Below are 26,132 nucleotides of genomic sequence, written 5' to 3' on the forward strand. Positions count from 1 at the left end.
TACCCATCGTGGCCCACGCAGGGCCATACTCCCCTCATGCTGGCTGCCGCGTTCTGGGGCTTCGTCGGCGGTGCTGCGCTGCTCGTCGGCGCGGTCATCGCCCTCACGGCCAAGGTCTCGACCCGCATCATCGGTCTCGTCATGGCCTTCGGCGCCGGGGTGCTCATCAGCGCCGTGGCGTTCGAGCTGACGCAGGAGGCCTACGACTCGGCCGGGGGCACGTCCGTCGTCGTCGGCCTGGCCGCGGGGGCGCTGGTCTACTTCGTCGGGGACTGGTGGGTCGACTCCGGTGGCGGGCACCGGCGCAAGTCCCCGACCGGCGAGCAGCAGGCCGGCGCGGGTGGCATGTCCCTCGTCCTCGGGGCCCTGCTCGACGGGATCCCCGAGTCCGCCGCCATCGGGGTCAGCCTCCTGGGCGGGGGCAAGGTCGGGCTGCCGATGGTGGCCGCCGTCTTTCTCTCCAACGTCCCCGAGTCGCTGTCCGCGACGGCCGGGCTCAAGGCCGCCGGCCGCTCCACGCGCTACATCGTGGGCCTGTGGTCGGCCGTGTGCCTGGTGTCGGCGCTCGCCGCGGCGCTCGGCTACGCGCTGCTCGGGGGCGCGTCGGAGTCGGTCGTGGCGACGATCCAGGCCTTCGCCGCGGGCGCGATCATCACGATGCTGGCCGACACGATGGTCCCGGAGGCGACCGAACACGCCGGGCGCTGGGTCGGGTTGTTCACGATGCTGGGCTTCGCGGCGGCGTTCCTGCTGAGCAAGTCCGCCTAGGGCCGGGCCGGTCGTGGACGGCCCTCGGCTTCCGCGACCTGACCCACGACATCGCCCGCAGCCTCCCCGAAACCGGCGGGTTCAAGCGCCATCCCGTTGGAGGTGAAGGCGAGCCTCATCGTTCGAGGGCGTCGTAGTCGGCGCGCGACCTCATGCCGGCAATGTGCGCCAGATCTGGTGCCGGTATGCGCCCGGCTGGCGAGAGTGCCAATCGGCGCTCAGAGCTCGCGGACGACCCGAGCGGGGTTGCCGACCACCACGACGCCGCGCGGCACGTCCTTGGTCACCACGGCCCCCGCGCCGACGATCGAGTCCTGCCCCACCGTGACGCCGGCGAGGATGATCGCGCCGCCCCCGATCCACACGTTGTCCTCCACGGTGATGGGGCGCGCCGCCTCCCACCCCTCGCGGCGAGGTTCGGGCTCGACGGGGTGGGTCGGCGTGAGGAGCTGGACGTTGGGTCCCATCTGCACCTGGGCGCCGATCCGGATCTCTGCCACGTCGAGCGCCATCAGGCCGTAGTTGGCGAACGTCCCCTCGCCGACGTGCAGGTTGTCCCCGTAGTCGACGTAGACGGGGGCCCGCAGGTGGGCGGTCTCGGCATACGACCCGAGGAGCTGCTCCAGCAGTCGTCGCCGCTCCCCCTCGTCCTCGCACGCGTTGGCGCGCCGCATGGTGGCCTGGGCCCGCTCCATGGCGGCGCCGAGCTCCTCGTCCACGCGATAGGGGTCGCCGGCGTCGCGGCGCTCGCGCATGGTGCGGGTGTCGGTGCTCTGGCCGGTCTCGCTGATGTCCGTCACGCCTCGACCGTAGGCGAGACTGGACGCGTGAGTGCGCGCGGGTGGATCGTCTGGGTCGTCGGGGTCATCGCCTACACCGCGGCGGTGCTGCAACGCACCTCCCTGGGCGTCGCCGGGATCGACGCCGCTCATCGGTTCCACGCGCCCGCCGGCATCGTGGCGTCCTTCGTGGTCCTGCAGCTGCTCGTCTATGCCGGGCTGCAGGTGCCGGTCGGTATCGCCCTGGACCGCTTCGGGACGCGGCGGATGGTCACGATCGGGGCGGCGATGATGGCGGTGGGGCAGCTCCTGATGGCCACCGCCGACGACGTGCCGACCGGTATGGCGGCCCGCGTCCTCGTCGGCGCCGGCGACGCGATGACCTTCGGCAGCGTCATACGCCTCGTCCCCTCGTGGTTCCCACCCGGCCAGGTGCCGTTGTTCACCCAGCTCACCGGCCTGCTGGGGCAGGCCGGGCAGGTGCTCGCCGCCATCCCCCTGTCGGCCCTGCTGCACGGTCCGGGGTGGACCGTGGCGTTCGGCACCGCCGCCGCGCTCGCCACCGCGTCCTGCCTGCTCTCGGCGACGCTGCTGCGCGACGCCCCGCCCGGCGCCGCCACCCCCGCCCCCACGGGGCGACCGCCGGTCCTGCGCGAGGTCAGCGCGGTGCTGCGGCACCCCGGCACGAGGCTCGGGCTGTGGACGCACTGGGTGACGGGGTTCGCGCCGATGGTCTTCGCGATGATGTGGGGCGTCCCCTACCTCGTCCAGGGTGAGGGCCTGTCGCCGCAGACCGCGTCGGGCCTGCTGACGCTCTTCGTGGTGCTCGGGCTGGGCATCGGTCCGGTGCTCGGACTCCTCACCCAGCGGCACCCGCTGCGCCGCTCCAACCTCGCCCTGACGGTCGCCGCGTGCAACATCCTGCCGTGGGTCACCGTGCTGCTGTGGCCCGGTCGCGCGCCCATGTGGCTGCTCGTCGTGCTCGTCGTCGGGCTGGCCACGGGGGGGCCGGGGTCGTCGATCGGGTTCGACTTCGCGCGCACCTTCAACCCCTCGCACCGTCTCGGCGCGGCCACCGGCGTGGTCATCATGGGCGCCTTCACCGGCGCGCTGCTCGCGATCCTCGGGATCGGCCTCGTGCTCGACGCGACGTCGTCCGGGGGCCGCTACACGCTGCACGACTTCCGGCTGGCGATGGCGGTGCAGCTGCCGGTCTTTGCCATCGGTCTGGTCGGGCTCTATCGGTCCCGGTGGCTCGCCCGACGGCGCTGGCGCGAGGAGGAGGGCGTCGAGATCCCCACCTGGAGCGAGGCGCTGTCGCGGGAGTTCGGGCCGTGGCTGGAGCGTGGGCTGCGGCGGGGAAGCCGGGCGCGCTGAGGGGTCGGCGCGAGGCGCTGGCCGAGGTCAGCGGACCAGGACCCACCGGCCCCCGACGCGGCGCAGCGCCCTGCCGTTGCGGCAGCGCGCGACCTGCGCGACGGCATGCACCATGCGGGCGCGCACCACGCGGGCCTCGTGGTCCTCCTCGTCCCGGCTGCTCGCGTCGACCGTGAACCTCACCGTGATCTGCGGCGTCCCGCCCACGACGTCGAGCCGGTCCGCCTCGACCACCTGCGTCTCGCCCACCGTCGCGACGGCGGTCCGTAGCACCTCGGGCGGCGCATGGCCCGGCAGGACGTCGAGGACGTCCAGGGTGATGCGGTATGACGGCACGCCCGCCGCCTGCTCAGAAACCGTTGAGGGCGCGGACGATCCGCGTCGCCTCGGGGTCCGTGCGCAGCGCCCGCCCGTCGAGCTCCGTGATCGGCGCGACACCCCGCACCGACGACACGAGCCACGCCGCGTCGGCCTCCGCGAGCTCGTCCGGGGTGACGAGGCGGCGCTCCGCGCGCCAGCCGTGCTCGGCCGCACCGCCCAGGATCTTGCGCGCGCTGATCGAGTCCAGGATCCCCGTGGCGCCCGTCGGCGTCGTCGCGACCACCCCGTCGCGCAGCCAGACGACCGCAGAGGTCGGCGCCTCCAGGAGGCAGCCGTCGCTCGAGGTGAAGATGACGTCCTCGGCCCCGCGTGCGCTGGCCTCGCGTTTGGCGGCGACGTGGACGGCATACGACAGGAGCTTGACCCCGCCGAGCAGCCACGGCGCGCCCTCGAAGGCGTCGCTGGCGTAGCCCCGCGAGAGGGTGACGACGCGGATGCCGTCGCGCTGGGCCTGCATCCCCGCGTTGACGGCCGTGAGGGTCAAGAAGGCCAGCGGCGTGCCGTCGCCGTGCTCGTCGCCCCTGGTCAGGACCATCTTGAGGGCGGCCTCGTCCGCGCCCTGCCACACCTGCAGCGCGTCGCCGACCAGCTCGATCCACGCGTCATCGTCGGCGAGGGGGATTCCGAGCGCGTCGGCCGACCGCCGCAGCCGCTCGAGGTGCTCGTCGAGGTCGTGGACCAGCCAGCCCTCACCGTCCCAGGCCACCAGCGTCGCGTCGAAGCACCCATCGCCCCTGGTGAGTCCGAGATCGTCACCGGTGGCGACCGGCGCGCCGGTGTCGACGACCCCGCGACCCATGACCGCCACGACCTGTTGCACGCGCTCCGCCATCCCCAGAACCTACCTCGGGCAGGCACATCCGCCCGACTTCGCACCCCAGGTCGATGTGCCGAGCTCTCGACCTCGTGCCTGAGTCCGCGCTCCGACCCGACATCCGCGAACGGGTCCTCGCCGAAGCGGGCACGCTGTGAGGTCGACGGACGAGCTGCGCAGGGAAGCCCTCTTCCACTTCACGCTCGCCGTCGACTACGCCAACGCCACTGCCGACGGCCAGATGGCGGTTGATGCGGCACTGCGGATCGGGGGGTGATCGTCAAACGGTCTGCTCGCGGTCGGCGAGCTCGAGCCAGACGACCCCATGTCGCGTTGTCCGGGGCGTGGGCGGCTGCCGCCGTTGGCAGATGCGCACGTTCGACGAGCTGGTGGCCGAGGCAGCGGCAACAGACCTGACGGGATGGGGTCGGCGGGGTGCGGCCCTGGGGAGGGCTGGCAGCACCGTCGCCGTCCTCGCAGCGCTGGCCCGCCTGCGTCGGCACTACCGCTGACACGTCAGCCCCCGGACCGGGCCTCTCGCAGGTCATGCACGAGGCGGGGGGTGCGCCACTGCGTGACGGTGCCGAGCCACCGGGACGCCGGGTAGGACAGACGCACCAGGAAGTAGTTCACGTACTCCACGACGGCGAACGCCCAGACACCGATGGCCAGGGCGGCGTGGCCGGGGCTGGACGGCCAGTGGCGGACGACGAGGATGAGCCCGGCTGCCAGCAGAGCCACGTTCGCGACGCGCAGGGCTCGGTAGGTGGTGGCCAGCGCGCGCGGCATCGTCGAGCGCGGGGTCCAGCTGCGTGCGGCCAGCCAGTAGACCCCCGCCTGGACCAGAATGATCAGCAGCGGCGCGAGACCGCCCCACAGGGCCGGTCGCTCGGTGGAGGCCCACCCCGGCAGCACCACGTTCAGCGCGGCCACCAGGAAGACGCCAGCAGCGACCAGCTCCCCTACCCCGAGGCTCAGGTAGCGACGACGCAGGGCTGCCCCTCCTCGTCGGTCCAGGTGTAGGTCCAGGCGTCGGTCCATGACAACGATGCTTGCACGTCCAGGCCCTGCGCATCAGGCCAGGCGGGCCCGGATGCCGTCGACCAAGAGGGCCAGGCCGTACTCGAAGCGGTGGTCGGGGTCGTCGGGCGCGGCACCCGCCGGAGCGACGCCGAAGGCCTGCATCTGCGCGTGGCCCTGCTCGTCCACGGCGTGCCCCATCACGAAGTGCAGCACGGTTGCCGCGGCAGCCCGCGCATCGGGGGCGCGCAACCCGGCCTTGTGCAGGATCGCCACCAGGCCGCGCGTGGGGTCGACGCCCTCGGCGCGCATCGCCAGGACGGACGCGACCAGCTCGGCGCCGTCCCGGTGCGCCGTCACGGCGCGGCGCAGCCCGTGCGCCCACACCCGCACCTGCTCGTCCCAGGTCGCCCCCGACGGCGGCGCGGGCATCGCGCCCAGCCACCCCGTCGCGACCGCTGCCAGCAGCGACTGCTTGTTGGCGAAGTGCCAGTAGAGCGCCGACGGCTGCACCTCGAGGGCTGCGGCCAGCTTGCGCATCGACAGGTCCGCGAAGCCGTAGGCGTCGAGCGTGCGGATCGCCTCGTCGAGGACGGCCTGCCGCGTGAGCGCCATACGGGCTCTCCTCCTGAGGCTCGCTCGGGGTGGGCCGGGACGAGAGCCCGGCCACACCAGGGCCCCTCACGTTGAGCGACCACCGCCCCCCAGTTAACATGAACAGCGTTCATTGAACGGTGTTCATGACGCCGCTGACCGCTGACCGATCGCTCGACGAGGAGAATCCCATGGACCTGCAGGCGATGGCGACGCGCGGCTGCGCCGGTGAGTCGTGCACCCGCGACGAGGCCCTGGCCGTCCTCGCGCTGCCGGACTCGGCCGTCCTCGACCTTGTGGCGAGCGCCGGCCAGGTCCGGCGGCAGTTCTTCGGCAACCGGGTTAAGCTGAACTACCTGGTCAACCTCAAGTCGGGTCTGTGCCCCGAGGACTGCTCCTACTGCAGCCAGGCGCGCGGCTCCACGGCCGACGTGCTCAAGTACTCCTGGCTGAGCCAGGACCAGGCCGTCGAGGCCGCCACCGCGGGCATCGCCGGCGGAGCAGCCCGCGTGTGCCTGGTCGCCAGCGGCCGCGGCCCCTCCGACCGCGACATCGACAAGGTGACCGGCATCGTCGAGGCCATCAAGGAGGCCGACCCGGAAGTCGAGGTGTGCGCCTGCCTGGGCTTCCTCAAGGGCAACCAGGGCGACCGGCTCAAGGCCGCGGGCGTCGACGCCTACAACCACAACCTCAACACCGCCGAGAGCAAGTACGACCAGATCTGCTCCACCCACACCTACGGCGACCGCGTCGACACCGTCCGCCAGGCGCACCTCGCCGAGCTGTCCGCGTGCTCGGGCTTCATCGCCGGGATGGACGAGACCGACGAGGACCTCGTCGACCTCGCGTTCGCGCTGCACGAGGTCGGCGCGGACTCCATCCCGGTCAACTTCCTGCTCCCCTTCGAGGGCACCCCGATGGCCGGGCACGGCATGATCAGCCCGCAGCGCTGCCTCATGATCCTGGCGATGATCCGGTTCGTGAACCCGGCGACCGAGATCCGCATGGCGGCAGGCCGCGAGGTGCACCTGCGATCGATGCAGCCGATGGGCCTGCACATCGCCAACTCGATCTTCCTGGGCGACTACCTGACCAGCGAGGGCGCACCCGGCCGGGCGGACCTCGAGATGCTGCGGGACAACGGGTTCGTGCCCGAGGGTGCCCCGGATGACTGGGCCGAGCGGCTGGACGCGACCGACCTGAGCGCGTATGCCGAGCCGGCCGCCCCCAGCGGGTGCGGCGGCCACGCCGGCGGATCCGGCTGTGGCGGTTGCGGATCCGCGGGAAGCGGGTGCGGCGGCCATGCGGCGGGCGCGCAGGCGGCATACGAGCGCGCACCCGGCCGGCCGTCGCCCGTCGACAGCGGCACGCCGACCCCCGCGACCTCGGGGTTCTCCGCGGCGGCAGCCTTCGACGCCCCCGTCGTCAGCCCGCGCAAGCGCGGTGCAGGCACCCAGCTGCCCGCCAACGTCTGACCGGCTGACCGGCTGACCGGCTGACGGGCCCGACCGCTCGGCCGCTCGCCTAGGAGCCGAACCGTGCGGCGTTGCGGGCGCGAGCGCGCTCGGCCAGCTGCTCACGGCTGCGCGGCGGGGCGGCGGTCACCAGCTCGTCCAGCAGGGTCGACGTCGCCGCGGTGATCTGCTCGACGGCGCGCGCGTAGGCCTCCTCGTTGGCCCTGGATGGCCTGGCCGATCCGGCGACCTTGCGGACGTACTGCAGGGCGGCAGCCCTGACCTCTTCCTGTGTGGTCGAGGGCTCGACGTTGTGCAGGACCCGGATGTTGCGGCACATGCCGCCACCCTAGGCAGCCGTCGGGCACCGCAGCAGAGGTTGACGTAGGTGCAGCCGTTCAGCGGAGACGGGCACGACGCACCGTGACTGCCGCGAGGGCCACTCAGGTGGCCCCGCACCGGGGCTATGCCCGGACCGACCCCGGAACGTCACCAGGTCACTTGGTCGGCATCGCCTGCATCTCGGCGATCTCCTTGCGCTGCGCCGTGATGATGTCCTGCGCGAGCTTCTTGACCGCGGGGTCGTCCGTGGTCCCGAGGACGTTCTCGGCCATGCTCACCGCACCCTGGTGGTGCTTGGTCATCAGCTCCAGCCAACGCTGGTCGAAGGCCGAGCCCTGCAGCGCCGCCAGCTCACGCATGTCCCCCTCGGGCACCATGCCCTCCATCGGCATCCCGTGGTCGGCCGGCATCTCCGGGGCGCCCCAGCTCGTGAGCATGCGCCGCATCTGCTGGATCTCGGGGTCCTGGGCGCTCTGGATGCGGCGGGCCAGCGCCTGCACCTGGGTCGAGGCGCCGTGCCCCTTCAGCGCGAAGTCGGCCAGGTCCAGCGCCTGCTCGTGGTGCGGGATCATCATCTGCGCGAACATCACGTCACCCGCACGCCCGTGCATGGCCGACCCGCCGGACGTCGCGGACGTCGCGGACGTCGCGGACGTCGCGGTGGAGGACGTGGCGTCGGACGGTGTCGCTGACGAGCTGGAGCCGTGGCCGGCGTGGGTGTCCCCGGCCGTGGTCGTGGTGGCGGTCGTGCTCGTGGTGCTGGTCGCGCCGCCGCTCGACCCGCATCCGGCGAGCAGCAGTCCGAGTGCAGCGGCGACGACGACCTGGATGGTGGGGCGGCGCATGAGGGCTCCTGACGATCGAGTTCCTGGGAGACGGATCAGCTTGCCCCAGCCTAGATAGTGGATCCCCGCCTGCGTCGGGTGCCGGGCCGCATGTCGCCGGCCCGCTCGCACGCCGGGCTGCGGCATACGGCCACGGTCAGCACGACCAGGCGACCGGGCGACCGGGCGACCAGGCGACCCAGGCGACCCAAACTGAGCCCCCAACTCACCACCCGCCGCTTCGGTCTCCGAACCAAGCCCGGCTGATGCCCCTACCCCCGGTAGGTCAGGCGGTGGCGGCGCGGTCGAGGGCGGCCTGGACGTCCGCGACCAGGTCCTCGGTCGCCTCGATGCCGATCGACAGGCGCAGCAAGTTGTCCTTGATGCCGGCCACGGCCCGCGCCTCGGGGGTCATCGACGCGTGCGTCATGGTCGGCGGGTGGACGACCAGCGACTCGACCCCGCCGAGCGACTCGGCCAGCGAGAAGCACTCCAGCCCGTCCAGGAACGCCCGCACCGCCGGCTCGCCACCTGCCAGCTCCAGCGACACGATCGCCCCGAAGCCGTCCTGCTGCGACGCCGCGAGCTCGTGCCCCGGGTGGTCCGGCAGGCCCGGGTAGTAGGTGGCGGACGCGGCCGGGTGCGCGGCGATCAGCTCCGCGACGGCGCGAGCGTTGTCCTCGTGGGCGCGCATGCGGGTGTGCAGGGTCCGCAGCCCCCGCAGCGTCTGGTAGCTGTCGAACGGGCTCCCGGTCAGGCCGAGCACGTTGGCCCACCAGCCGAGCTGCTCGTGCAGCTCCTCGGTCCCGCCGATGACGGCGCCGCCGACGACGTCGGAGTGGCCGTTGACGTACTTCGTGGTCGAGTGCACGACCACGTCGCAGCCCAGCTCCAGCGGGCGGCACAGCAGCGGCGACAGGAAGGTGTTGTCGGCGACCACGACCGCCCCCACCTCGTGCGCCCGCCGGGCGACGGCGCGGACGTCGGTGATGCGCAGCAGCGGGTTGGACGGCGTCTCGATCCACACGACCGTCGGTGCCTGGTCGGCGCCCAGCGCGGCCTCGACCTGCGCCGCGTCGGTGTAGTCGACCGTCACCAGCTCGAAGGCGCCCTTGCGCGACATCGTGTCGAAGAGCCGCCACGACCCGCCGTAGCAGTCGTGCGGGATGACGATCCGCTGCCCGGGCGACAGCAGCGCCGACACGACGACGGTGATCGCCCCCATGCCGGTGGCGGTGATGACCCCGCCGGCGCCGCCCTCGAGGGTCGCCAGCGCGTCGCCGAGCTGGTCCCGCGTCGGGTTGCCGGACCGGGTGTAGTCGTAGCGGCGCGGCGTGCCGAAGCTCTCGAACGTGTAGTTGCTCGACAGGTAGATCGGGGGGACCACAGCGCCGTGGGCCGGGTCGGTCTCGAGTCCGGCGCGGATCGCGCGGGTGAGGCGGGACAGCTCGGTCATGATGTCGCCTTTCGCTGGTGCTGAGCGGGCCCAGTCCTGCGGTCGACACCACGAGCGGTATGCCGGGCGCGCCGGCGCATCGACCCATCTGCCGGTGGGCCGCGAGGCCCCCGCAGGACTTGGCACCTGACCCTCGGGGTCTCCCCCTCGGGCGGTTGCCCCGGCGTCGTCGGGCCTGTCCCTCAGCCGGTCGTGATGGATGTGCCTGCAGCCTAGCGGTCCGCCACCGGTTGGACAGGGGATGTCCAGCACTCGGGCGACGAACGGCTCGACGTGCTCGCCGGCGGCGCTAGTCGACGAGGTGATCGCCGGCGAGGCGCTTGTTGGCGATGTACTGCACGCGCTGCCCCTGGACGACCTCCTCGGCCAGCGTGGCCAGCTTGATGTTGAGGTCCTGGCTGGTCCTGCGCAGCAGCTCGAAGGCTTCCTCGTCGTCGACCTTGTGGGCGGCCATGAGCAGGCCCACCGCCTTGCCGATCTCGCGGGAGGTGCCGAGCGCCCGCTCCAGGTTGGCGCTGTCGGCCTGCGCCCGCACCGTCATCACCGCCACCGAGGCGAACGCCGCCAGCACCGCCGCCTGGTCCGTCGAGTCGGACGTGAACGCACCGGCGGTGTCGGAGAACAGGTTGAGCGCCCCGACCTTCTCGCCGTCGAGCAGGATGCGGTAGCCGATGAGGCCGCGCACGGAGGTCTCGGCGACGACCCGGCGCGCCAGCTCGGGCCACTGCGAGCCGTCCTCGAGGTCCGGGTCGTGCTGGAAGGACTCCTCGACGATGGCGTCCACGCACGGCCCGTCGTCGACGGCGAGCTCGATGTCGTCCACCGCCAGAGCGACGTCATCGGTGGCGGCGGCGCTGTAGAAGCGGCCGCCGCGGTCGACGAGCATCATCGAGGCGTGGTCGCAGCCGTCGACGAGCTCGACGGCTGCGGCGACGACGGCCTGGTAGACGGCCCGCGCCTCGGGGCGGCCGTGGATCAGGACGTTGAGCCGGGCGAAGACCTCGGTGGGCTCCACTCTGTGGGGCATGGAGCCTCCAAGCGGGTGACGCGACGGTGACGAGGAGCAGGGTGACCTGGAGTCTAACGACGGGTCACCGACCGTCACGACGCCAGGGTCTCGATGGCCGCCCCGAGGCGTGGGAGGGCCTCCACGACGAGCTGCTTGGCCTTGGGGCGGACCCCGTTGTAGATCGTGGCGATCGCGGCGTGACGCGGGTTGGCGGCGCGGGTGTCGCTGATTGCCAGCAGGGCGTCGGCGGCCTGGTCCCCATGGGCGGTGAGGTAGGACGCGAACGCCTGGTCGCCGCGCGCGTCCCACAGCGGCTGCAGCGAGGCGGCCGCGTCGGGCAGCATGCCGTCGACCGCTCGGCGGACGACACCGTCGTTGACCTTCTTGACCGCGCCGTAGGCCGTCTTGATGATGGCGCCGCCCACGCCTCGCTTGCCGGCGACCTCGGCGTCGATGACGCCGACGAGGGTGTCGACGACGGTGTCACGACGGGTGGGGGCGAGCAGGGTCTCGGTCAAGGTGGTGGACATCGTGGAGCCTTCCGGTCGGGAGGGTGAGCGACGGCGGGAGAGGTCGTATGCCGGGGACCGCCCGCACGACGGCTCGTCGCAGCCGCCCGGCCGACGCCCACCCTAGGTCGGGGCGGCGGTCGGCGCGACCCGCACGGCCCACCGCACGAGCGGCCCGCAGCCGGGCCAGGACGACAGGGGCCCGGAGGGCACGACCCGCCCGTCCAGCACCCCGCCGTCCGCGGGGTCGAGGCGCGCGTGCAGGTGCGCCATGGGCCGCAACGCGAGCGGCTCGGCCAGCTCGATCAGCACGGTCTGGTCGGTCCGGCCGGCGAGGCGGACCAGGGAGTCCAGGTCGGCCGCCCAGCCGGGGACCGGGTCCTCGCGCAACCGCATCTCGCGCTTGACGCGGGCCCGCAGGACGTCGTCGCCCAGCAGGCGGGACAGGACGGCCAGGGCGGTCGTCGTCACCGCGTCGTCGTGCTCCACCAGCGCGGACACCAGCCAGCGGGTGTCGAGCTCCGCGCTGCCCCCGCCCACCTCGTGAAGCAGGGCCGAGACCTCCAGCAGGGCGTCCAGGGGGGTGCCCGTGGCGAGCACCTCGCCGAGGCGGGCCACGACCGGGGGCACGGCCGCGCCCGGCAGCTCGCGGCCCACGGGGTGCCCGCGCCGGGACCTCTCGCGCGCCCGGAGCTCCCGACGGCGTCGCTCGTCGTCGGAGGGAGGGGTCATGGTGTCGACGCTAGCGACCCCCCAGGGCTTTCGCCTCCCGAGACGGCAAAGTGGTCAGGCCACCACCCCGTCGACGTAGGTCATCGCGCCGCGCTGCACGACGCGGGGTCGGGGCAGGGGCAGGGACCGCACGACCTCCTCGGGGGTCCTGGGGCGGGCGAGCTCACCGGCGCGGTGGAGCGCCTCCAGCAGGGCGTCGCTGCCGCGCCGACCGCGGGTGAGGCTGGAGGCGTGCAGCGTGCCGCCCGGCCGGACCCAGGAGGCGAGCCGCTCCCCGAGCCGGTCCGCGTCGGGGACGAGGTGCAGCACGCCGAGGCAGGCCACGGTGTCGACCGACCGCGGGCGCAGCGGCAGGGCGTCGAGCTCCGCCTGCACCAGCACGACCTCCCCGCGGCGGGCCAGGCGCTCCTCGGCCCGCAGCAGCACAGCCAGCGACCGATCCACCAGCAGCAGCGGGCGAGCGGCCCGGGCGTAGAGGTCGGCGGTGAGCGCCAGCCCCCCGCAGGCCACGTCGACCATCGGGCCGCGCCGCGACGCGAGGGCCGCCCGCGCGAACGACCGCTGGTCCACCGGGTCCAGGCCCCACGCCGTGCGGAGATAGCCGCGCGAGGCCGCGAGGGCGTCATACCCCTCGGCCCCGCGGTCGCGGGGCGCCGAGCGAGCGCTCAGGCCGGGCGTGGTGGACCACACCCGGCCGGCCACCCGGTGCAGGGCGTCCGGCCGGTCGAGCAGGTCGGCGCACCAGTCGGGCAGCCGGGACCGCTCGGGCTCCGGGCTTCCGGACGTCGTGCGCATGGCACCTCCAGGGGAGGGTCAGGGGTGGCGCTGGCTCCGCCAGTCTGGCAGGGCGTCGCGCAGCAGGGGCGAGATCGGGACCGTCACCCGGGCCGTCGACTCCCAGTGCTCCCGCTCGCGGCGCCGCACGTCGACCGCGAGGACGTTGAGGACCTGCTGCACGGCAGCGAGGGTGGACCCCCGCAGCATCCACTGGCCCGTCTCGGAGCGGGGGTCGACCAGCATGAGCTCGGTGAGCACCGCGCGGGTCTCCCCCAGGGTCTCCAGGGTCTGTTCCAGCTGCTCCTCGACGTCCCCGATCTCGGCGCCCGCCTCGGAGGCCACCAGGTCGCCGAAGGCCCGCAGGCAGTCGGCGACGTCGGACAGCACGACGCTGAAGGCGACCCGCACCTCCTCGGTGTAGCCGTCGTCCTTACCCTCGGGCGGCGCGCTCTCGGCCATCAGCAGCAGCAGGCTGCGCACCGCCAGCTGGCACTGCTCGAGCCGGTCCAGCCCGGTGCGAAGGGGGGGCTCGGCGCTGACCGACGCGAGCGCCCGCGGGTTGAGCCGGCGCGCGTCCTTGACCTGCTGGACCAGCGTGGTGGCGCGGGCGACGCGGCTGCTGAGGCCACGCACCTCGTCGAGCCACTGCTCGCAGTCCTGGCGCACCAGCGGCGTCGTGGCAAGGCTGTCCGCCACGCGGTCGACCGCCTCGGCGAGCTCCAGGGCGACCCAGCGCACCGACGAGGTGGCCGCGCGCGTCGGGATCGTCGGAGGAAAGAACAGGTTGATGCCCACGCCGACGAAGGCGCCGATGAAGGTCGTCACCACGCGCGTCTCGACGGCGAGCTCCTGCCCACCCGCCGACAGGATGAGCATCGCGGAGATGGGTGTCTCCAGGGCCTGGTCGCCGAGGCGAAAGACCTTGGCGAGGATCAGCGACGAGCCGATGGCGATCCCGAGCGACCACCAGGTCAGCCCCACCATGCTCGACACGGCGACGGCGACGAGGACGCCCGTCAGCACCGCCCCCACCCGCACGGCCCCCATGCGCACCGACGACAGCGTGGACGCCTGGCAGACCAGGATGGCGGTGAGCGCCCCGGTCAGGTCGATCGCACCCTCGGTCAGGGCGACCGTGAGCAGGTAGGCGAGCACCCCCGCGACCGTCAGGCGGCCGACCTGCATGACGGTCGGCCGCACACGGCGCGGCACGTCGCGCCACCGGGTGGGTCCGCCGGGCCAGACCCGCGACCACGCCGTGGCGGCCACGTGCCGCGGCCTCCGCGCGCGCACACCGGGCGACGTCATGCGACCAGGGTGTCACGACGACCAGCCCGTATGGCGGACGCCGTGCGCGTCCACGCGCCCGAGTGAGGCTAGAGCGCGGAGATCTCGCTGACGATCGCGTCGAGCCGCGACTGGGGGATCTTGCCGGAGGCCATCTTCATGGCCTTCTCGGCCTTCATCCCCTTGGCCATCCCGATCATCGGGTGGGAGGTCAGCCCGGGGGCGTGCTTGTCGAAGATCTCCACGGCCTGGGGGTCCTTGAGCAGGTCCCCGATGGTGGTGGTGCTGATGTCGTACTTGCCCATGACATGCCTTTCATACCGGTCGGTAGGGTTGCTGGCACCAGTGTGCACGGCCCCGGGTGGCCTCCAGGACCTTCGTGGTCCATCCCACACGGATGGTCCAGGACGCGCACGCGGGGGCACGGTGCGCCACCCGACTCGCCAGACGACACAATGGGTCCAGACCCACCAGCCACGAGGAGCCCCCGGTGAACGATCTGCTGACCAGCTTTGTCGAGTCCCGCACCGTCGACGCCACGCTCGCCACCACGCAGGGCGAGGCCGTGCTGACGATGGTGCACGAGCTGCCCAGCACCCCCGAGCAGACCTGGGCGCTCATCACCGACCCGCAGCTCGCCGCCACGTGGTCCCCGGTCGTCGGCGACCGCCCCCTCGACACCGTGGGCCCGGCCATCTCGCGCGAGAACGCCGACGACGAGCCCGTCGACGCCGAGGTGCTCGTCGCCGAGCCGCCCCGCGAGCTCGTGCACCGCTGGGGCGCCGACGAGCTGCGCTGGAGCGTCGCCGCGCACGAACGAGGCTCGCGGCTCACCCTGCGGCAGGTGCTCGAGGACCCCACCCAGGCCAGCTCGCTCGCTGCGGGGTGGCACCTGTGCCTCGCCGGGCTCGAGGCCCGCGCCGCCGGGCACGACGTCAGCCGCCCCGTGGGCACCGAGGCGGCCCGCCGCTACGGCTGGGACCAGCTGCGCGACGGCTACGACGTGCTGTTCGCCCAGCAGCAGCACTGAGCCGCCGACTGGTCACGTCCCGACCCGTCACCCCCGCCGGCTGGTCAGATCCGGAAGTCCTGCTCGATCTTGGTGAGCCGGAAGCGCGCCAGCGCCAAGTTGGCGCGAGCCCGGTCCAGGACGAGGTAGAGGAACAGCCCCTGCCCCTCGCGGCTCGAGACGGGCCGGATGATGTGGTACTGCCGACCGAGCGTGATCAGGATGTCCTCGATCTCGTCGTCCAGGCCCAGCGCCTCGATGGTGCGGAGCTTGGCCTGCACGACCGAGCTGTTGCCCGCCGCCGCCACGTGCAGGTCCACCGCGGGTGGGTTCCCGGCGGTCGCCAGCGTCATACCGCTGCTCTGGTCCACCAGCGCCGCCCCCAGGGCGCCCTCGATGCCGAGGCAGTCGGCCATGGCCTGGGCGTAGTCGGTCATGGGGGGTCGCCTCCTGCGTAGGCGGACGGGGGGAGCGAGGCGGGGACGGGCCGAGCGAGATCGTTGGCGTCACCCTACGGCCGCTGCTCCCCTCGGGCGAGGTCCAGGTGCCGAGGCGCCACCTCCCTGGCCCAGCCCCTACCCTGGTCGCTCGTGACGATCACGCGGGCGCGCAGCCCCTTCATGCGATGGTTCCTCGACGCCGAGGAGGCCGACCCGGGCGGCTACTACGAGCGGGCCGAGGAGGCCGTCCGCCAGCACGACGTCCAACCCTGGTGGAAGGTCATGTGCCTGACCGGTGTCGACTACTTCTCCACCCTCGGCTACCAGCCCGGCATCGCGGCGCTCGCCGCAGGGGCGCTGGCGCCCGTCGCCACCCTCGTGCTGGTGCTGGTCACCCTCCTCGGCGCCCTCCCGATGTACCGCCGGGTCGCCGTCGAGAGCCCGCACGGCGACGGCTCCCTCTCGATGCTGCAGAAGCTCCTCGCCTACTGGCCGAGCAAGCTGCTGGTGCTGACGCTGCTGGGCTTCATCATGACCGGCTTCATCATCACCATCACCCTCTCCGCCGCCGACGCGAGCGCCCACCTCGTCGAGAACCCCCTGCTCCACACGGCCCTGCACGGCCACGAGGTGCTGCTCACCCTGGGGCTGCTCCTGGCTCTGGGCGCGGTCTTCCTCAAGGGCTTCTCCGAGGCGATCGGCGTCGCCGTCGTGCTCGTGGTCGTCTACCTGGCGCTGAGCGCCGTGGTCGTGGTCGACGGCCTGCGTGCCGTCCTCGCCGACCCCTCGCTGATCACCGGCTGGGGCGCCGCCGTGACGGCGACGCACTCGGCGCCGTTCGGGATCATCGCGGCGGCCCTGCTCGTCTTTCCCGCCCTCGCGCTCGGGCTGTCCGGCTTCGAGACGGGCGTGGTGGTCATGCCCCTGATCCAGGGCGAGCCGGGCGACACCCGCGCCAAGCCGCGCGGGCGCATCCGCAACGCCAAGAAGCTCCTGACCACCGCCGCCTGCATCATGAGCGTCGCGCTGCTCGGCTCGTCCTTCGTCACGACGCTGCTGATCCCGCCCGCCGCCTTCCAACCCGGGGGCGAGGCCAACGGACGCGCCCTCGCCTACCTGGCCCACGAGCGTCTCGGGGACACTTTCGGGACGGTGTATGACGTGACCACGGTCGGCATCCTGTGGTTCGCCGGGGCGTCGGCCCTCGCGGGGCTGCTCAACATCGTGCCCCGCTACCTGCCGCGCTACGGCATGGCCCCGGACTGGGCCCGCTCGACCCGGCCGCTCGTGTGCGTGTTCGTCCTGATCGCCGCCATCGTGACCGTGTTCTTCGAGGCCAAGGTCGACGCGCAGGCCGCGGCCTACGCCACGGGTGTGCTCGCGCTGATGACCTCGGCGGCGGTGGCCGTCTTCCTCACCGAGCTGCGCCGCGGCCACCGGCGGGCCGCCGCCTACTTCGGGGTCGTGAGCGCGATCTTCGTCTACACCTTCGTGGTGACGATGGCCTCGCACGCCGGCGGTCTGGTCATCGCGCTGGTCTTCGTGGCGCTCATCATGATCATCAGCCTGTGGTCGCGGGTCACCCGCAGCCGCGAGCTGCGAGTGGCCGGCGTCGAGATCGACGACGCGGCCGACGTCGTGCTCGCGCGCGCGGCGCTCGGGCGGCAGCCGATCCGCTTCATCGCCAACAAGATGCAGGCCGGCGATCTCGCCGAGTACGACGAGAAGGAACGCATCGTCCGCGAGCGCAACCACATCTCCCCCAAGGACCAGATCGTCTTTCTCGAGGTGCGCATCAACGACGCCAGCGACTTCACCTCGCCGGTGCAGGTCACGGCCGGCCGCGCCGGCGACCACCAGATCCTGCGCTGCTCGGGCACCTCGGTGTCCAACGTCCTCGCTGCCTTCCTGCTCTACGTCCGCGACCTGATGCCGGAGCCGCCGCACGCGTACTTCGAGTGGAGCGAGCGCGACCCGATGGACAACGTGCTGCGCTTCCTGTCCGGGGGCGAGGGCGACATCCCGCCGCTGACGCACGAGATCCTGCGCATCGCCGAGCCCGACCCCGCTCGTCGGCCGCGCGTGCACGTCGGCGGCTGAGGCGCGGGCTCGCTCAGCGCCCGACGGGGGGCTCGTCGAGCCACCACCCGTCGACCAGCCCGGGCTCGCGCCCCGGCTCGATGAACCACTCCTGACCGAAGCCCGCCGTGAAGACCTCGATCGGCATGGCGAGGAACATCTCGATGTCGGTCGCCTGGCTGCGGTGGCAGGCCAGCGCCGCGCGCTTGGTCTCGACCAGGTCGGACACGTCCACGCGCCAGTGGATCTCGTCCTCGGGGGTGCCGAGGGGGTTGCCGTCGTCCATCGGCGCGTCCGGGTCCCAGTCCATCGGCATGCCCGCGTCCCTGGCCGCCTGGAACTGCCGCCGCATGTGGTCGCGGTTCATCGTCACCTCGAGCAGCCGGGGACGGCGGGCCACCAGCTCGACCGCGCGGTGCGCGACCTGGTGCACGCGCACGTGGTCCGGGTGGCCGTATCCCCCGTGCCAGTCGTAGGCGACGAGCACGTCGGCGTCCTCCTCGTCGAGGATGGCCGCCAGCCTCCCGGCCGCCTCGTCCAGGTCCGCGGAGGCGAAGGCGTCGGCGGCGGAGTTCTGCTCCCACCCGCTCATGCCCGAGTCGGCGTAGCCCAGCCAGGCGACCCGCGCCGTGCCCGTGACCTGCGCGGACGCCTCCGCCTCCCGCCGCCGGTAGTCCACGACCGTCTCCCCCGGCGCGAGGTCGGCCGGCACCTCCCCGTGGTCGCCGTTGGTGCCGTAGACCACGACCACGCGGTGGCCCTCGCGCGAGGCCCGCGCCATCGACCCGGACGTCTGGGACGCCTCGTCGTCAGGGTGGGCATGCAGGAACACGACGTTCGCCATACGGTCAGTGTGGCAGGACCGGCCCCGACCAGGCGCCCACGACCGCAGGAGGAGCAGGTATGACGACCCCCATCCCCACCCACACGCTCAACGACGGGACCGCGCTGCCCCAGATCGGCTTCGGCACCTACCCGCTCAGGGGCGTGGAGGGCGTGGACGCGATCACCAGCGCCCTGCAGACCGGCTACCGGCTGATCGACAGCGCCGTCAACTACGACAACGAGCACGAGGTCGGCGAGGCGCTGGTGCGCTCCGAGGTCCCCCGCCCCGAGGTGCTGGTCACCACCAAGGTCCCGGGACGCTTCCACGAGCACCACCTGGCCGTGCAGTCGGTCGAGGACTCGCTGCGTCGGATCGGCACGGACTACCTCGACCTGGTGCTGATCCACTGGCCCAACCCCTCCGTGGACCAGTATGTCCAGGCCTGGCAGGCGCTGGTCGACGTGCAGGAGCGGGGGCTGGTGCGCTCGATCGGTGTCAGCAACTTCACCGAGGCCCACCTCGAGCGGGTCATCGAGCGCACCGGCATCACGCCGTCGGTCAACCAGATCGAGCTGCACCCGGCGTTCCCGCAGGTGGAGCTGCGGGCGGCCCACGACCGCCTGGGGATCCGCACCGAGGCATGGAGCCCGCTCGGCCGCGCCCAGGACGACGGCCCCCTGGGGTCGCCCGCGGTCACGGGCCCCGCCGAGGCGCACGGCGTGACCCCGACCCAGGTGATCCTGCGCTGGCACGTGCAGCTCGGGGTGGTCCCGCTGCCCAAGTCGGCCTCGCCGGAGCGGCAGCGCAGCAACCTCGACGTGTTCGGCTTCGAGCTGAGCGGGGACGAGATGGCGGGGATCACGGCGCTGGGCCGGCCCGACGGGCGGCTCTTCGGCGCGGACCCGGACACCCACGAGGAGATGTGACCTACCCCCGGTAGTCCCATCCGCCGGGCTTCGTCCGCCAGGTCGATGCCCCTACCCCCGGCAGGGGCATCGACCGGGCTCCGGACGGGGCCATGGATGCGGACAGGGACGCGGACGGGGACGGGGACGGGGACGGGGACGTCATACGCCCACGGGCTCGACCTCCCTCGTGGGCGGCGCGACGCGAGCCGAGCGCAGACGTTCCGCCACCACGACCACGAGAGGGCTGCCACGGTCATCGCCGCGCCGACCCACCCGACCAGAGCCAGCGGATCCTGCAGATCGGCGGATCCTGGGGCGGAACACCGGCGTAACACGCCCGACACAGGCCCGCCCTAGCGTGGCGTCCATGCACCTGTCCCCCGCTGACTGCGAGAAGCTCCTGCTGTCCGTCGCCGGGATGGTCGCCCGCGACCGACTCGAGCGCGGCGTCCGCCTCAACCACCCCGAGAGCATCGCCCTCCTGACCACCTGGGTCATCGAGCGGGCCCGGGAGGGCCATGGCGTGGAGGAGCTCATGAGTCGGGGCCGCGAGGTGCTCACCCGCGAGCAGGTCATGCCGGGGGTCCCGGAGATGATCCCGGACGTGCAGGTCGAGGCGACCTTCCCCGACGGCCGCAAGCTCGTCACCCTCCACCACCCCATCTCCTGACAGGTCGGCCCATGCACGCCAGCACCTCCCCCGACGCGCCCGGCGCCATCCGCGTCCGGCCCGGCACCATCGAGATCAACGCCGACCGCGCACCCCACGAGCGGTTGCGCGTCGTCGTGGTCAACACGGGTGACCGCCCCGTTCAGATCGGCAGCCACCTGCACCTGCCCGACGCCAACGCGGCCCTGGAGTTCGATCGCGCGGCGACCGAGGGGTTCCGGCTCGACATCCCCAGCGGGACGTCCGTGCGCTTCGAGCCTGGGGTGTCTCGCGAGGTCGACCTCGTGGCCCTGCGCGGGCGCCGTCTCGTCCCGGGCCTGCAGATCAAGGAGGCGCAGCATGGCTGAGCTCAGCCGGGAGGCCTACGCCGCGCTCTACGGCCCCACCACCGGGGACCAGGTCCGACTGGGGGACACGGACCTGTGGGTCGAGGTCGAGCGGGACCTGACCGCGGGTGGGGAGGAGGCGGTCTTCGGCGGCGGCAAGTCCATCCGCGAGTCGATGGCGCAGGGCACCACGACCCGGGCGCAGGGCGCTCTCGACACCGTGATCACCAACGTCATCGTGATCGACCACTGGGGTGTCGTCCGGGCGGACGTGGGTCTCCGGGACGGCCGCATCGTCGCGCTCGGACGCTCGGGCAACCCCGACGTCGCGGACGGCGTGCACCCGGAGCTGCTGATCGGGCCGAGCACCGACGTCATCTCCGGCGAGGGCCGCATCCTGACCGCCGGCGGGATCGACCTGCACGTCCACCTGCTCAGCACGAGCCAGGTGCACGAGGCGCTGGCCAGCGGGCTGACCACGCTCGGCGGTGGTGGCACCGGGCCGTCCGAGGGGTCCAAGGCGACGACGGTCACCCCGGGCTCCTGGCACCTGGGCCGCGTGTGGCAGGGGCTCGACGACCTGCCGGTGAACCTGCTGCTCATGGGCAAGGGCAACACCGTCAGCGCCGAGGGCCTGGCCGAGCAGGCGAGGGCGGGCGCGGCGGCATACAAGGTGCACGAGGACTGGGGCTCGACGCCCGCGGCGATCGACGCGGCCCTCAGGGCCGCGGAGGAGCACGGGCTGCAGGTGGCGCTGCACAGCGACAGCCTCAACGAGGCCGGCTACGTCGACTCGACGCTGCGGGCGATCGCGGGGCGGAGCATCCACGCCTTTCACACCGAGGGCGCCGGAGGCGGGCACGCACCCGACATCATGACCATCGCCTCGCACCCCAACATCCTGCCGGGCTCCACCAACCCGACCCTCCCGCACACGGTCAACACCGTGGCCGAGCACCTCGACATGCTCATCGTGTGCCATCACCTCAACCCCGCGGTGCCCGAGGACCTGGCCTTCGCAGAGTCCCGGATCCGCGCCACGACGATCGCCGCCGAGGATCTCCTGCACGACCTGGGCGCACTGTCGATGACCTCGTCCGACGCGCAGGCCATGGGCCGGATCGGCGAGGTCATCACCCGCACCTGGCAGGTGGCCCACGTGATGAAGTCCCGCTACGGGGGGCTCGGCGGCGCCCTGCCGGCCGACAACGAGCGGGCACGGCGCTATGTCGCCAAGTACACGATCAACCCCGCGATCGCGCACGGCCTCGACCACGAGGTGGGTTCCGTGGAGCCCGGAAAGCTCGCCGACCTGGTGCTGTGGGACCCCCGCTTCTTCGGCGTCCGACCCGACCTGGTCATCAAGGGTGGCGGCATCGTGTGGGCGGCGCTCGGCGACCCCAACGCGTCGATCCCCACCCCGCAGCCGGTGCTCATGCGACCTGCCCTCCTCACCGGGGCGGCGCGCTCGCTGTCCCTCGGGTTCGTCGCCCCGGTCGCGGCCGACGCCGGCCTGCGGGAGGAGCTGGGTCTGCGTCGCCCCCTCGTCGGGGTGCGCCCGACGCGCGCCGTCACCAAGGCGGACATGGTCAACAACAGCGCCACGCCCGCCATCGACATCGATCCCGAGACCTTCGCCATCCACGTCGAGGGCGAGCTCGTCGTGCCGTCACCCGCGACGGAGCTGCCCCTGGCCCAGCGCTATGCCCTTTTCTGAGCCGGCCACCCCCGCCCGGGCGGGCACGACGACGGGCATCGCGGCGCTGCTGCTGGCCGACGCCCGGCTGCCGGTCGGCGGCCACACCGTGTCGAGCGGGCTGGAGGCTGCCCTGCTGGGCGGTATGCCGGAGAAGCGGGTCCCCGCCTACCTCCGCGCGCGCCTCGCCACGGTGACGCGCGTCGAGGCGGGGACCGCCGTCGTGGCCTCCGCGGCCGTGCGGCACCGCATCGACCACGCCGAGGCCGGCGCGGGGCCGACGACGGCCGCGGCCACTGGTGCCGTCACCGCGGCGGAGGTCGCCTGGGCCTGGGCCGCCCGCACTCCCCTGGCGACCCTGCGCGAGAGCTCGGTGTCGCAGGGACGCGCGGTGCGCAGGCTGCTGCACCGGCTGCGGCCCGACGGGGTGGCGGCGTCCTGGATCGTCGACGTCGAGCCGGCCCTGCTCGCTCGCCCGCTCGTGCTGGGCGCTCTGGCGGCCGAGCTCGGGCTCGACGGGGCAGCGGTCGCGCGGCTGGTGGGCTACGACGACGTGCAGTCCGTCGCCTCCGCCGCGCTCAAGCTCCTGCCGCTCGATCCGGCCGACCCGGTCGCGTGGGTCCTCTCCTGCGCCGAGGACCTCGAGCTCCTCGTGCAGGACTGCGCCGGACTGACCCGTCCCCACGAGATCCCGGCGCACGGCGCCCCCCAGCTCGAGGCGTGGCACGCCGCCCACGCCACCGCATCCCGGAGGTTGTTCCGTGCCTGACACCACACCCACCCCCGCCGGCGCCGCCCCGGCCACCCGCCCCCTGCGCCTCGGCGTCGCCGGGCCCGTCGGGACCGGCAAGTCCTCGCTGATCGGCCTGCTGTGCCGCGAGCTCGGCGCGGAGCTGTCGCTCGGGGTCGTCACGAACGACATCTACACCGACGAGGACGCCCGGATGCTCCGGGCCGCCGGCGTGCTGGACCCCGACCGCATCCGGGCCGTCGAGACCGGCGCCTGCCCGCACACGGCGATCCGCGACGACGTCAGCGCCAACCTCGTCGCCGTCGAGGACCTGCACGACGACTACCCCGACCTCGACCTCGTGCTCGTGGAGTCCGGCGGGGACAACCTCACCGCGACCTTCTCCCCCGCCCTGGCCGACGCCCAGGTCTTCGTCCTCGACGTCGCGGGCGGCGGTGACGTGGTCCGCAAGGGCGGCCCGGGCATCGCCCGCGCCGACCTGCTCGTCATCAACAAGACCGATCTCGCGCCGCACGTCGGCGTGGACGCCGCCCTCATGGAGCAGGAGGGGAGGCAGGCCCGCGACGGGCGGCCGGTCGTGGCCCTGTCACGCACCGACCCCGCGTCGATCGCGCGGCTGCGTGCATGGGTGCTCGAGGTGCTCGCGGAGCACCGGGCGGGGACGCACACGGCCCAGGACCCCGGACCCATGGCGCCTCACGCGCACGCGCACCCGCACCCCCACCCGCACCCGCTCGGGGACGACACGCACCCCCGTGACCACGCTCACCAGCACGCCCCCACCCGTGCCCGCTGACTCCCGGGTCGCCACCACCACCCTGCACGTCTCACCCGGGGCGACGCCGGACGCCCCCGCCCGCGTCCGCACCACCACGGGGCTGCTCGCCGCGCGGATCCTACAGCTGGCGCCGGGGCGCGCACGGGTCGCCCTGGTCGCGACGGGCGCGCTGCTGCTCGGGGGCGATGCCCTGCGTCTCGAGGTCGTGGTCGAGGACGGGACCCGCCTGGACCTCCTCGACGTGGCCGCCACCGTGGCCTACCCCGGTCGGGGGGCCTCGGCGTCCTGGCGCGCCGACCTGCGCGTCGGCGAGGGCTCGTCGCTCACCTGGCTGGGCGAGCCGCTCGTGGTGGCGGCCGGCTCCGAGGTGGACCGGGTGCTCACGGCCGAGGTCGCCGACGGCGGTCGCCTCGCCCTGCGCGACACCCTGGTGCTCGGCCGGTCCGGCGAGGACGGCGGGCTGCTGCGCGCCCGCACGGAGCTCGCGCACGGCGGCCGCCCGGCGCTGGTCGAGGACCTGCGAGCCGGCGGGCCGGTCGACATACCAGACCTGTGCGTCCTCGGCGGCCACCGGGTCGTCGACCAGGTCACCACGGTCGGACAGTCCCGCGTGGCAGAGGCGCCGGACGGGTGCACCCACCTGCAGCTGGTCGCTCCCGGGTGGGCGATGCGCTGGCTGGGGCAGGAGGCCCACCGCAGCCCGCTCGGGCCGCTCGCCTCCGCGGTCGCGCAGTCGTAACACCATCGCGCGCGACGTAACCCGGGTGAAACCTGAGTGGCCAGGGCCCTGAAACACAGCGCTCCTAGCGTCGACTCGTCGGCCCGGGCGGGCCGCATCCCGCAGTCCCCCACGTGCACGAACGGAGCGACATGGACACCATCCAGACCGAGCACGGGGTCCCGGCCCGACCGACGACCGTCGCCCGGGCGTCCCGCGAGACGCTCGAGGACTACACCCTGCGGTTCGCGCCGAGGAGCTACCGCCGCTGGTCGCCCGGCGTCGTGGCCACCTCCGCCCTCGGCGGGATCGCCTACCTGGCCGACTTCTCGATCGGCGCCAACATCGGCATCCAGCACGGCACGAGCAACGCGATCATCGGGATCCTGCTCGCCGCCGCCATCATCTTCGTGACCGGCGTCCCCCTCGCCTACTACGCCGCCAGGTACAACCTGGACCTGGACCTCATCACCCGCGGCTCGGGCTTCGGGTACTACGGGTCGGTCCTCACCAACATCATCTTCGCGAGCTTCACGTTCATCTTCTTCGCCCTCGAGGGCTCGATCATGGCCCAGGGCCTCGAGCTGGGCCTGGGGGTCCCCCTGTGGGCGGGCTACCTGGTGTCCAGCCTCATCGTCATCCCCCTCGTGATCTACGGCATGAAGGTGCTGTCGACGCTGCAGGTCTGGACGACGCCCCTGTGGCTGCTCCTGATGGGCGGTCCGCTCGCCTACCTGCTCGTCGAGCACCCGGACTCGGTGTCCACCTTCCTCGCCTACCAGGGCGGCGCGTCCGGCGTCAGCCTCTCCGCGGTCATGCTCGCCGCCGGCGTCTGCCTGTCCCTCATCGCGCAGATCGCCGAGCAGATCGACTACCTGCGCTTCATGCCCCCCCGCACCCCGGAGAACTCCCGTCGCTGGTGGAGCGCGGTCATCATCGCCGGCCCCGGGTGGGTGTTCTTCGGCGCCCTCAAGCAGATGATCGGCCTCTTCCTCGCGGTGTACCTCATCACCAACGTCGCGGGCGGCGCCGGGTTCGCCAACGAGCCGGTCCACCAGTTCCTGTCGGCCTACGACCAGATGATGCCCGGATGGCTGGCCATGACCCTGTCCGTGGTGCTGGTGGTCCTGTCGCAGATCAAGATCAACGTCACCAACGCCTACTCGGGGTCGCTGGCGTGGACCAACTCGTTCACCCGCGTCACGAAGCACTACCCGGGGCGGCTGGTCTTCGTCGTCGTCAACGTCGCGGTGGCCCTGCTCCTCATGGAGCTCAACATGTTCGACTTCCTCAACGACATCCTCGGCTTCTACTCCAACCTCGGCATCGCCTGGATCGTGACGGTGGCCACGGACATCGTGGTCAACAAGTACCTGCTGAGGCTCTCCCCCATGGCGCCGGAGTTCCGCCGGGGCATGCTCCACGACATCAACCCGGTCGGGTTCGTCTCGGTCCTCGTCGCCGGCGGCCTGTCGATCGCCGCCTTCTTCGGCGGCCTCGGCAGCGGCCTGCAGCCCTACTCCCCGATGATCGCCGTCGTCCTGTCGGTGCTCCTACCGCCCGTGCTCGCCATCGCGACCCGGGGGCGCTTCTACCTGCGGCGCACGGACGACGGGATCCGCGAGGACCCCTTCGACGTCCACGGCAACCCCTCCGCGGCCGAGCTGGACTGCCAGGCCTGCGGCGACGTCTTCGAGCGGCCCGACATGGTGGCCTCGGCCACGGGCGACGGGGCGGTGTGCTCCCTGTGCCTGGCCACCGACCGGGACGGCACGCACGTGCTGCGCTAGCGAGCGCGTCCCACCGGA

Annotated in this window: 31 protein-coding genes and 1 riboswitch; of the genes, 15 read left to right on the forward strand and 16 right to left on the reverse strand. The window is 72.9% G+C overall.

Annotated elements, in window-relative coordinates; genetic code table 11:
• Positions 1-36: 36 nt before the first annotated feature.
• Positions 37-768 carry a ZIP family metal transporter gene (locus ACF3NS_RS02335; protein WP_392467561.1) on the forward strand — a complete coding sequence of 244 codons (732 nt, stop codon included), beginning with the start codon at positions 37-39 and terminating at the stop codon, positions 766-768.
• A gap of 218 nt (positions 769-986) precedes the next feature.
• On the opposite strand, the gene ACF3NS_RS02340 is transcribed toward ACF3NS_RS02335, so the two are convergent.
• A complete protein-coding gene (locus tag ACF3NS_RS02340; protein ID WP_392467563.1) occupies positions 987-1,568 on the reverse strand; it encodes a sugar O-acetyltransferase in 582 nt (193 codons plus the stop codon).
• 27 nt (positions 1,569-1,595) lie between these two features.
• Here ACF3NS_RS02340 and ACF3NS_RS02345 point away from each other — a divergent pair, with 27 nt between their 5' ends.
• Entirely contained in the window at positions 1,596-2,924 is a 1,329-nt protein-coding gene (locus ACF3NS_RS02345; RefSeq protein ID WP_392467565.1) for a nitrate/nitrite transporter, read from the forward strand.
• 27 nt (positions 2,925-2,951) lie between these two features.
• On the opposite strand, the gene ACF3NS_RS02350 is transcribed toward ACF3NS_RS02345, so the two are convergent.
• Together ACF3NS_RS02350 and ACF3NS_RS02355 are read right to left on the reverse strand one after the other, a co-directional pair.
• The gene (locus ACF3NS_RS02350) at positions 2,952-3,260 is read right to left on the reverse strand and encodes a hypothetical protein (protein ID WP_288797510.1); all 309 of its coding nucleotides are present in this window, start codon (positions 3,258-3,260) and stop codon (positions 2,952-2,954) included.
• 13 nt (positions 3,261-3,273) lie between these two features.
• Positions 3,274-4,137, reverse strand: a complete 864-nt coding sequence (locus tag ACF3NS_RS02355; protein ID WP_392467566.1) for an aminodeoxychorismate lyase — start codon at positions 4,135-4,137, stop codon at positions 3,274-3,276.
• A 136-nt stretch (positions 4,138-4,273) separates the two neighbouring features.
• Here ACF3NS_RS02355 and ACF3NS_RS02360 point away from each other — a divergent pair, with 136 nt between their 5' ends.
• On the forward strand, positions 4,274-4,396 hold the full coding sequence (locus ACF3NS_RS02360) for a hypothetical protein (protein ID WP_392467567.1): 123 nt from the start codon (positions 4,274-4,276) through the stop codon (positions 4,394-4,396).
• 91 nt (positions 4,397-4,487) lie between these two features.
• On the forward strand, positions 4,488-4,631 hold the full coding sequence (locus tag ACF3NS_RS02365; RefSeq protein WP_392467568.1) for a hypothetical protein: 144 nt from the start codon (positions 4,488-4,490) through the stop codon (positions 4,629-4,631).
• Between the two features lie 4 nt (positions 4,632-4,635).
• On the opposite strand, the gene ACF3NS_RS02370 is transcribed toward ACF3NS_RS02365, so the two are convergent.
• Both ACF3NS_RS02370 and ACF3NS_RS02375 read right to left on the reverse strand, forming a co-directional pair.
• Positions 4,636-5,160: a hypothetical protein gene (locus tag ACF3NS_RS02370; protein ID WP_392467569.1), complete on the reverse strand. Its 525-nt coding sequence runs from the start codon at positions 5,158-5,160 to the stop codon at positions 4,636-4,638.
• A 33-nt stretch (positions 5,161-5,193) separates the two neighbouring features.
• A complete protein-coding gene (locus ACF3NS_RS02375; RefSeq protein ID WP_392467570.1) occupies positions 5,194-5,754 on the reverse strand; it encodes a TetR/AcrR family transcriptional regulator C-terminal domain-containing protein in 561 nt (186 codons plus the stop codon).
• A gap of 125 nt (positions 5,755-5,879) precedes the next feature.
• Between ACF3NS_RS02375 and bioB the strand changes: the two genes are divergently transcribed.
• Positions 5,880-7,208: a biotin synthase BioB gene (gene bioB, locus ACF3NS_RS02380; protein WP_392467571.1), complete on the forward strand. Its 1,329-nt coding sequence runs from the start codon at positions 5,880-5,882 to the stop codon at positions 7,206-7,208.
• Positions 7,209-7,257: 49 nt separating this feature from the next.
• On the opposite strand, the gene ACF3NS_RS02385 is transcribed toward bioB, so the two are convergent.
• The 9 genes from ACF3NS_RS02385 to ACF3NS_RS02425 all read right to left on the reverse strand — a co-directional run bounded on the left by ACF3NS_RS02385 (position 7,258) and on the right by ACF3NS_RS02425 (position 14,428).
• On the reverse strand, positions 7,258-7,527 hold the full coding sequence (locus tag ACF3NS_RS02385) for a DUF2277 domain-containing protein (protein WP_154591998.1): 270 nt from the start codon (positions 7,525-7,527) through the stop codon (positions 7,258-7,260).
• 157 nt (positions 7,528-7,684) lie between these two features.
• On the reverse strand, positions 7,685-8,374 hold the full coding sequence (locus ACF3NS_RS02390) for a DUF305 domain-containing protein (RefSeq protein WP_392467573.1): 690 nt from the start codon (positions 8,372-8,374) through the stop codon (positions 7,685-7,687).
• Positions 8,375-8,639: 265 nt separating this feature from the next.
• A complete protein-coding gene (gene metB, locus ACF3NS_RS02395) occupies positions 8,640-9,809 on the reverse strand; it encodes a cystathionine gamma-synthase (RefSeq protein WP_154591996.1) in 1,170 nt (389 codons plus the stop codon).
• A gap of 81 nt (positions 9,810-9,890) precedes the next feature.
• Positions 9,891-10,011, reverse strand: a riboswitch (SAM riboswitch).
• A gap of 87 nt (positions 10,012-10,098) precedes the next feature.
• Complete coding sequence (locus ACF3NS_RS02400) at positions 10,099-10,836, reverse strand: GAF and ANTAR domain-containing protein (RefSeq protein WP_392467576.1); 738 nt, start codon at positions 10,834-10,836, stop codon at positions 10,099-10,101.
• 74 nt (positions 10,837-10,910) lie between these two features.
• Positions 10,911-11,348, reverse strand: coding sequence for a DUF6918 family protein (locus ACF3NS_RS02405; RefSeq protein ID WP_288799203.1), 438 nt, complete (start codon positions 11,346-11,348; stop codon positions 10,911-10,913).
• A 102-nt stretch (positions 11,349-11,450) separates the two neighbouring features.
• Positions 11,451-12,059: a hypothetical protein gene (locus tag ACF3NS_RS02410; protein ID WP_288799202.1), complete on the reverse strand. Its 609-nt coding sequence runs from the start codon at positions 12,057-12,059 to the stop codon at positions 11,451-11,453.
• A gap of 54 nt (positions 12,060-12,113) precedes the next feature.
• On the reverse strand, positions 12,114-12,854 hold the full coding sequence (locus ACF3NS_RS02415; RefSeq protein ID WP_288799201.1) for a class I SAM-dependent methyltransferase: 741 nt from the start codon (positions 12,852-12,854) through the stop codon (positions 12,114-12,116).
• A gap of 18 nt (positions 12,855-12,872) precedes the next feature.
• Positions 12,873-14,144: an aromatic acid exporter family protein gene (locus ACF3NS_RS02420; protein WP_392467577.1), complete on the reverse strand. Its 1,272-nt coding sequence runs from the start codon at positions 14,142-14,144 to the stop codon at positions 12,873-12,875.
• Positions 14,145-14,212: 68 nt separating this feature from the next.
• The gene (locus tag ACF3NS_RS02425) at positions 14,213-14,428 is read right to left on the reverse strand and encodes a hypothetical protein (RefSeq protein ID WP_019286717.1); all 216 of its coding nucleotides are present in this window, start codon (positions 14,426-14,428) and stop codon (positions 14,213-14,215) included.
• A 185-nt stretch (positions 14,429-14,613) separates the two neighbouring features.
• Here ACF3NS_RS02425 and ACF3NS_RS02430 point away from each other — a divergent pair, with 185 nt between their 5' ends.
• Complete coding sequence (locus tag ACF3NS_RS02430) at positions 14,614-15,153, forward strand: SRPBCC domain-containing protein (RefSeq protein ID WP_195849074.1); 540 nt, start codon at positions 14,614-14,616, stop codon at positions 15,151-15,153.
• Between the two features lie 44 nt (positions 15,154-15,197).
• On the opposite strand, the gene ACF3NS_RS02435 is transcribed toward ACF3NS_RS02430, so the two are convergent.
• Positions 15,198-15,569: a hypothetical protein gene (locus ACF3NS_RS02435; protein WP_154591989.1), complete on the reverse strand. Its 372-nt coding sequence runs from the start codon at positions 15,567-15,569 to the stop codon at positions 15,198-15,200.
• Between the two features lie 153 nt (positions 15,570-15,722).
• Between ACF3NS_RS02435 and ACF3NS_RS02440 the strand changes: the two genes are divergently transcribed.
• Positions 15,723-17,672: an amino acid transporter gene (locus ACF3NS_RS02440; RefSeq protein ID WP_392467580.1), complete on the forward strand. Its 1,950-nt coding sequence runs from the start codon at positions 15,723-15,725 to the stop codon at positions 17,670-17,672.
• Between the two features lie 13 nt (positions 17,673-17,685).
• On the opposite strand, the gene ACF3NS_RS02445 is transcribed toward ACF3NS_RS02440, so the two are convergent.
• The gene (locus tag ACF3NS_RS02445; protein WP_288799198.1) at positions 17,686-18,495 is read right to left on the reverse strand and encodes a PIG-L deacetylase family protein; all 810 of its coding nucleotides are present in this window, start codon (positions 18,493-18,495) and stop codon (positions 17,686-17,688) included.
• Between the two features lie 59 nt (positions 18,496-18,554).
• On the opposite strand from ACF3NS_RS02445, the gene ACF3NS_RS02450 reads away from it, so the two are divergent.
• From ACF3NS_RS02450 to ACF3NS_RS02485, 8 genes are all read left to right on the forward strand, one after another.
• Positions 18,555-19,403: an aldo/keto reductase gene (locus ACF3NS_RS02450; protein ID WP_392467582.1), complete on the forward strand. Its 849-nt coding sequence runs from the start codon at positions 18,555-18,557 to the stop codon at positions 19,401-19,403.
• Between the two features lie 349 nt (positions 19,404-19,752).
• Positions 19,753-20,055: an urease subunit gamma gene (locus ACF3NS_RS02455; RefSeq protein ID WP_288800194.1), complete on the forward strand. Its 303-nt coding sequence runs from the start codon at positions 19,753-19,755 to the stop codon at positions 20,053-20,055.
• Positions 20,056-20,066: 11 nt separating this feature from the next.
• Entirely contained in the window at positions 20,067-20,402 is a 336-nt protein-coding gene (ureB, locus tag ACF3NS_RS02460; RefSeq protein ID WP_288800196.1) for an urease subunit beta, read from the forward strand.
• Positions 20,395-22,098: an urease subunit alpha gene (locus tag ACF3NS_RS02465; RefSeq protein ID WP_392467584.1), complete on the forward strand. Its 1,704-nt coding sequence runs from the start codon at positions 20,395-20,397 to the stop codon at positions 22,096-22,098. The genes ureB and ACF3NS_RS02465 overlap by 8 nt, the downstream gene beginning before the upstream one ends.
• The gene (locus ACF3NS_RS02470) at positions 22,085-22,846 is read left to right on the forward strand and encodes an urease accessory protein UreF (protein ID WP_392467585.1); all 762 of its coding nucleotides are present in this window, start codon (positions 22,085-22,087) and stop codon (positions 22,844-22,846) included. Before ACF3NS_RS02465 ends, ACF3NS_RS02470 begins: the two co-directional genes overlap by 14 nt.
• Positions 22,839-23,624, forward strand: a complete 786-nt coding sequence (gene ureG / locus ACF3NS_RS02475) for an urease accessory protein UreG (protein WP_392467586.1) — start codon at positions 22,839-22,841, stop codon at positions 23,622-23,624. Before ACF3NS_RS02470 ends, ureG begins: the two co-directional genes overlap by 8 nt.
• A complete protein-coding gene (locus ACF3NS_RS02480) occupies positions 23,614-24,345 on the forward strand; it encodes an urease accessory protein UreD (RefSeq protein ID WP_392467593.1) in 732 nt (243 codons plus the stop codon). The genes ureG and ACF3NS_RS02480 overlap by 11 nt, the downstream gene beginning before the upstream one ends.
• Positions 24,346-24,476: 131 nt before the next feature.
• Positions 24,477-26,114, forward strand: coding sequence for a purine-cytosine permease family protein (locus ACF3NS_RS02485; protein WP_392467595.1), 1,638 nt, complete (start codon positions 24,477-24,479; stop codon positions 26,112-26,114).
• Positions 26,115-26,132: the final 18 nt, after the last annotated feature.

It is taken from the genome of Arsenicicoccus cauae, from assembly GCF_043162025.1.
Taxonomy (GTDB): Bacteria; Actinomycetota; Actinomycetes; order Actinomycetales; family Dermatophilaceae; genus Arsenicicoccus; species Arsenicicoccus cauae.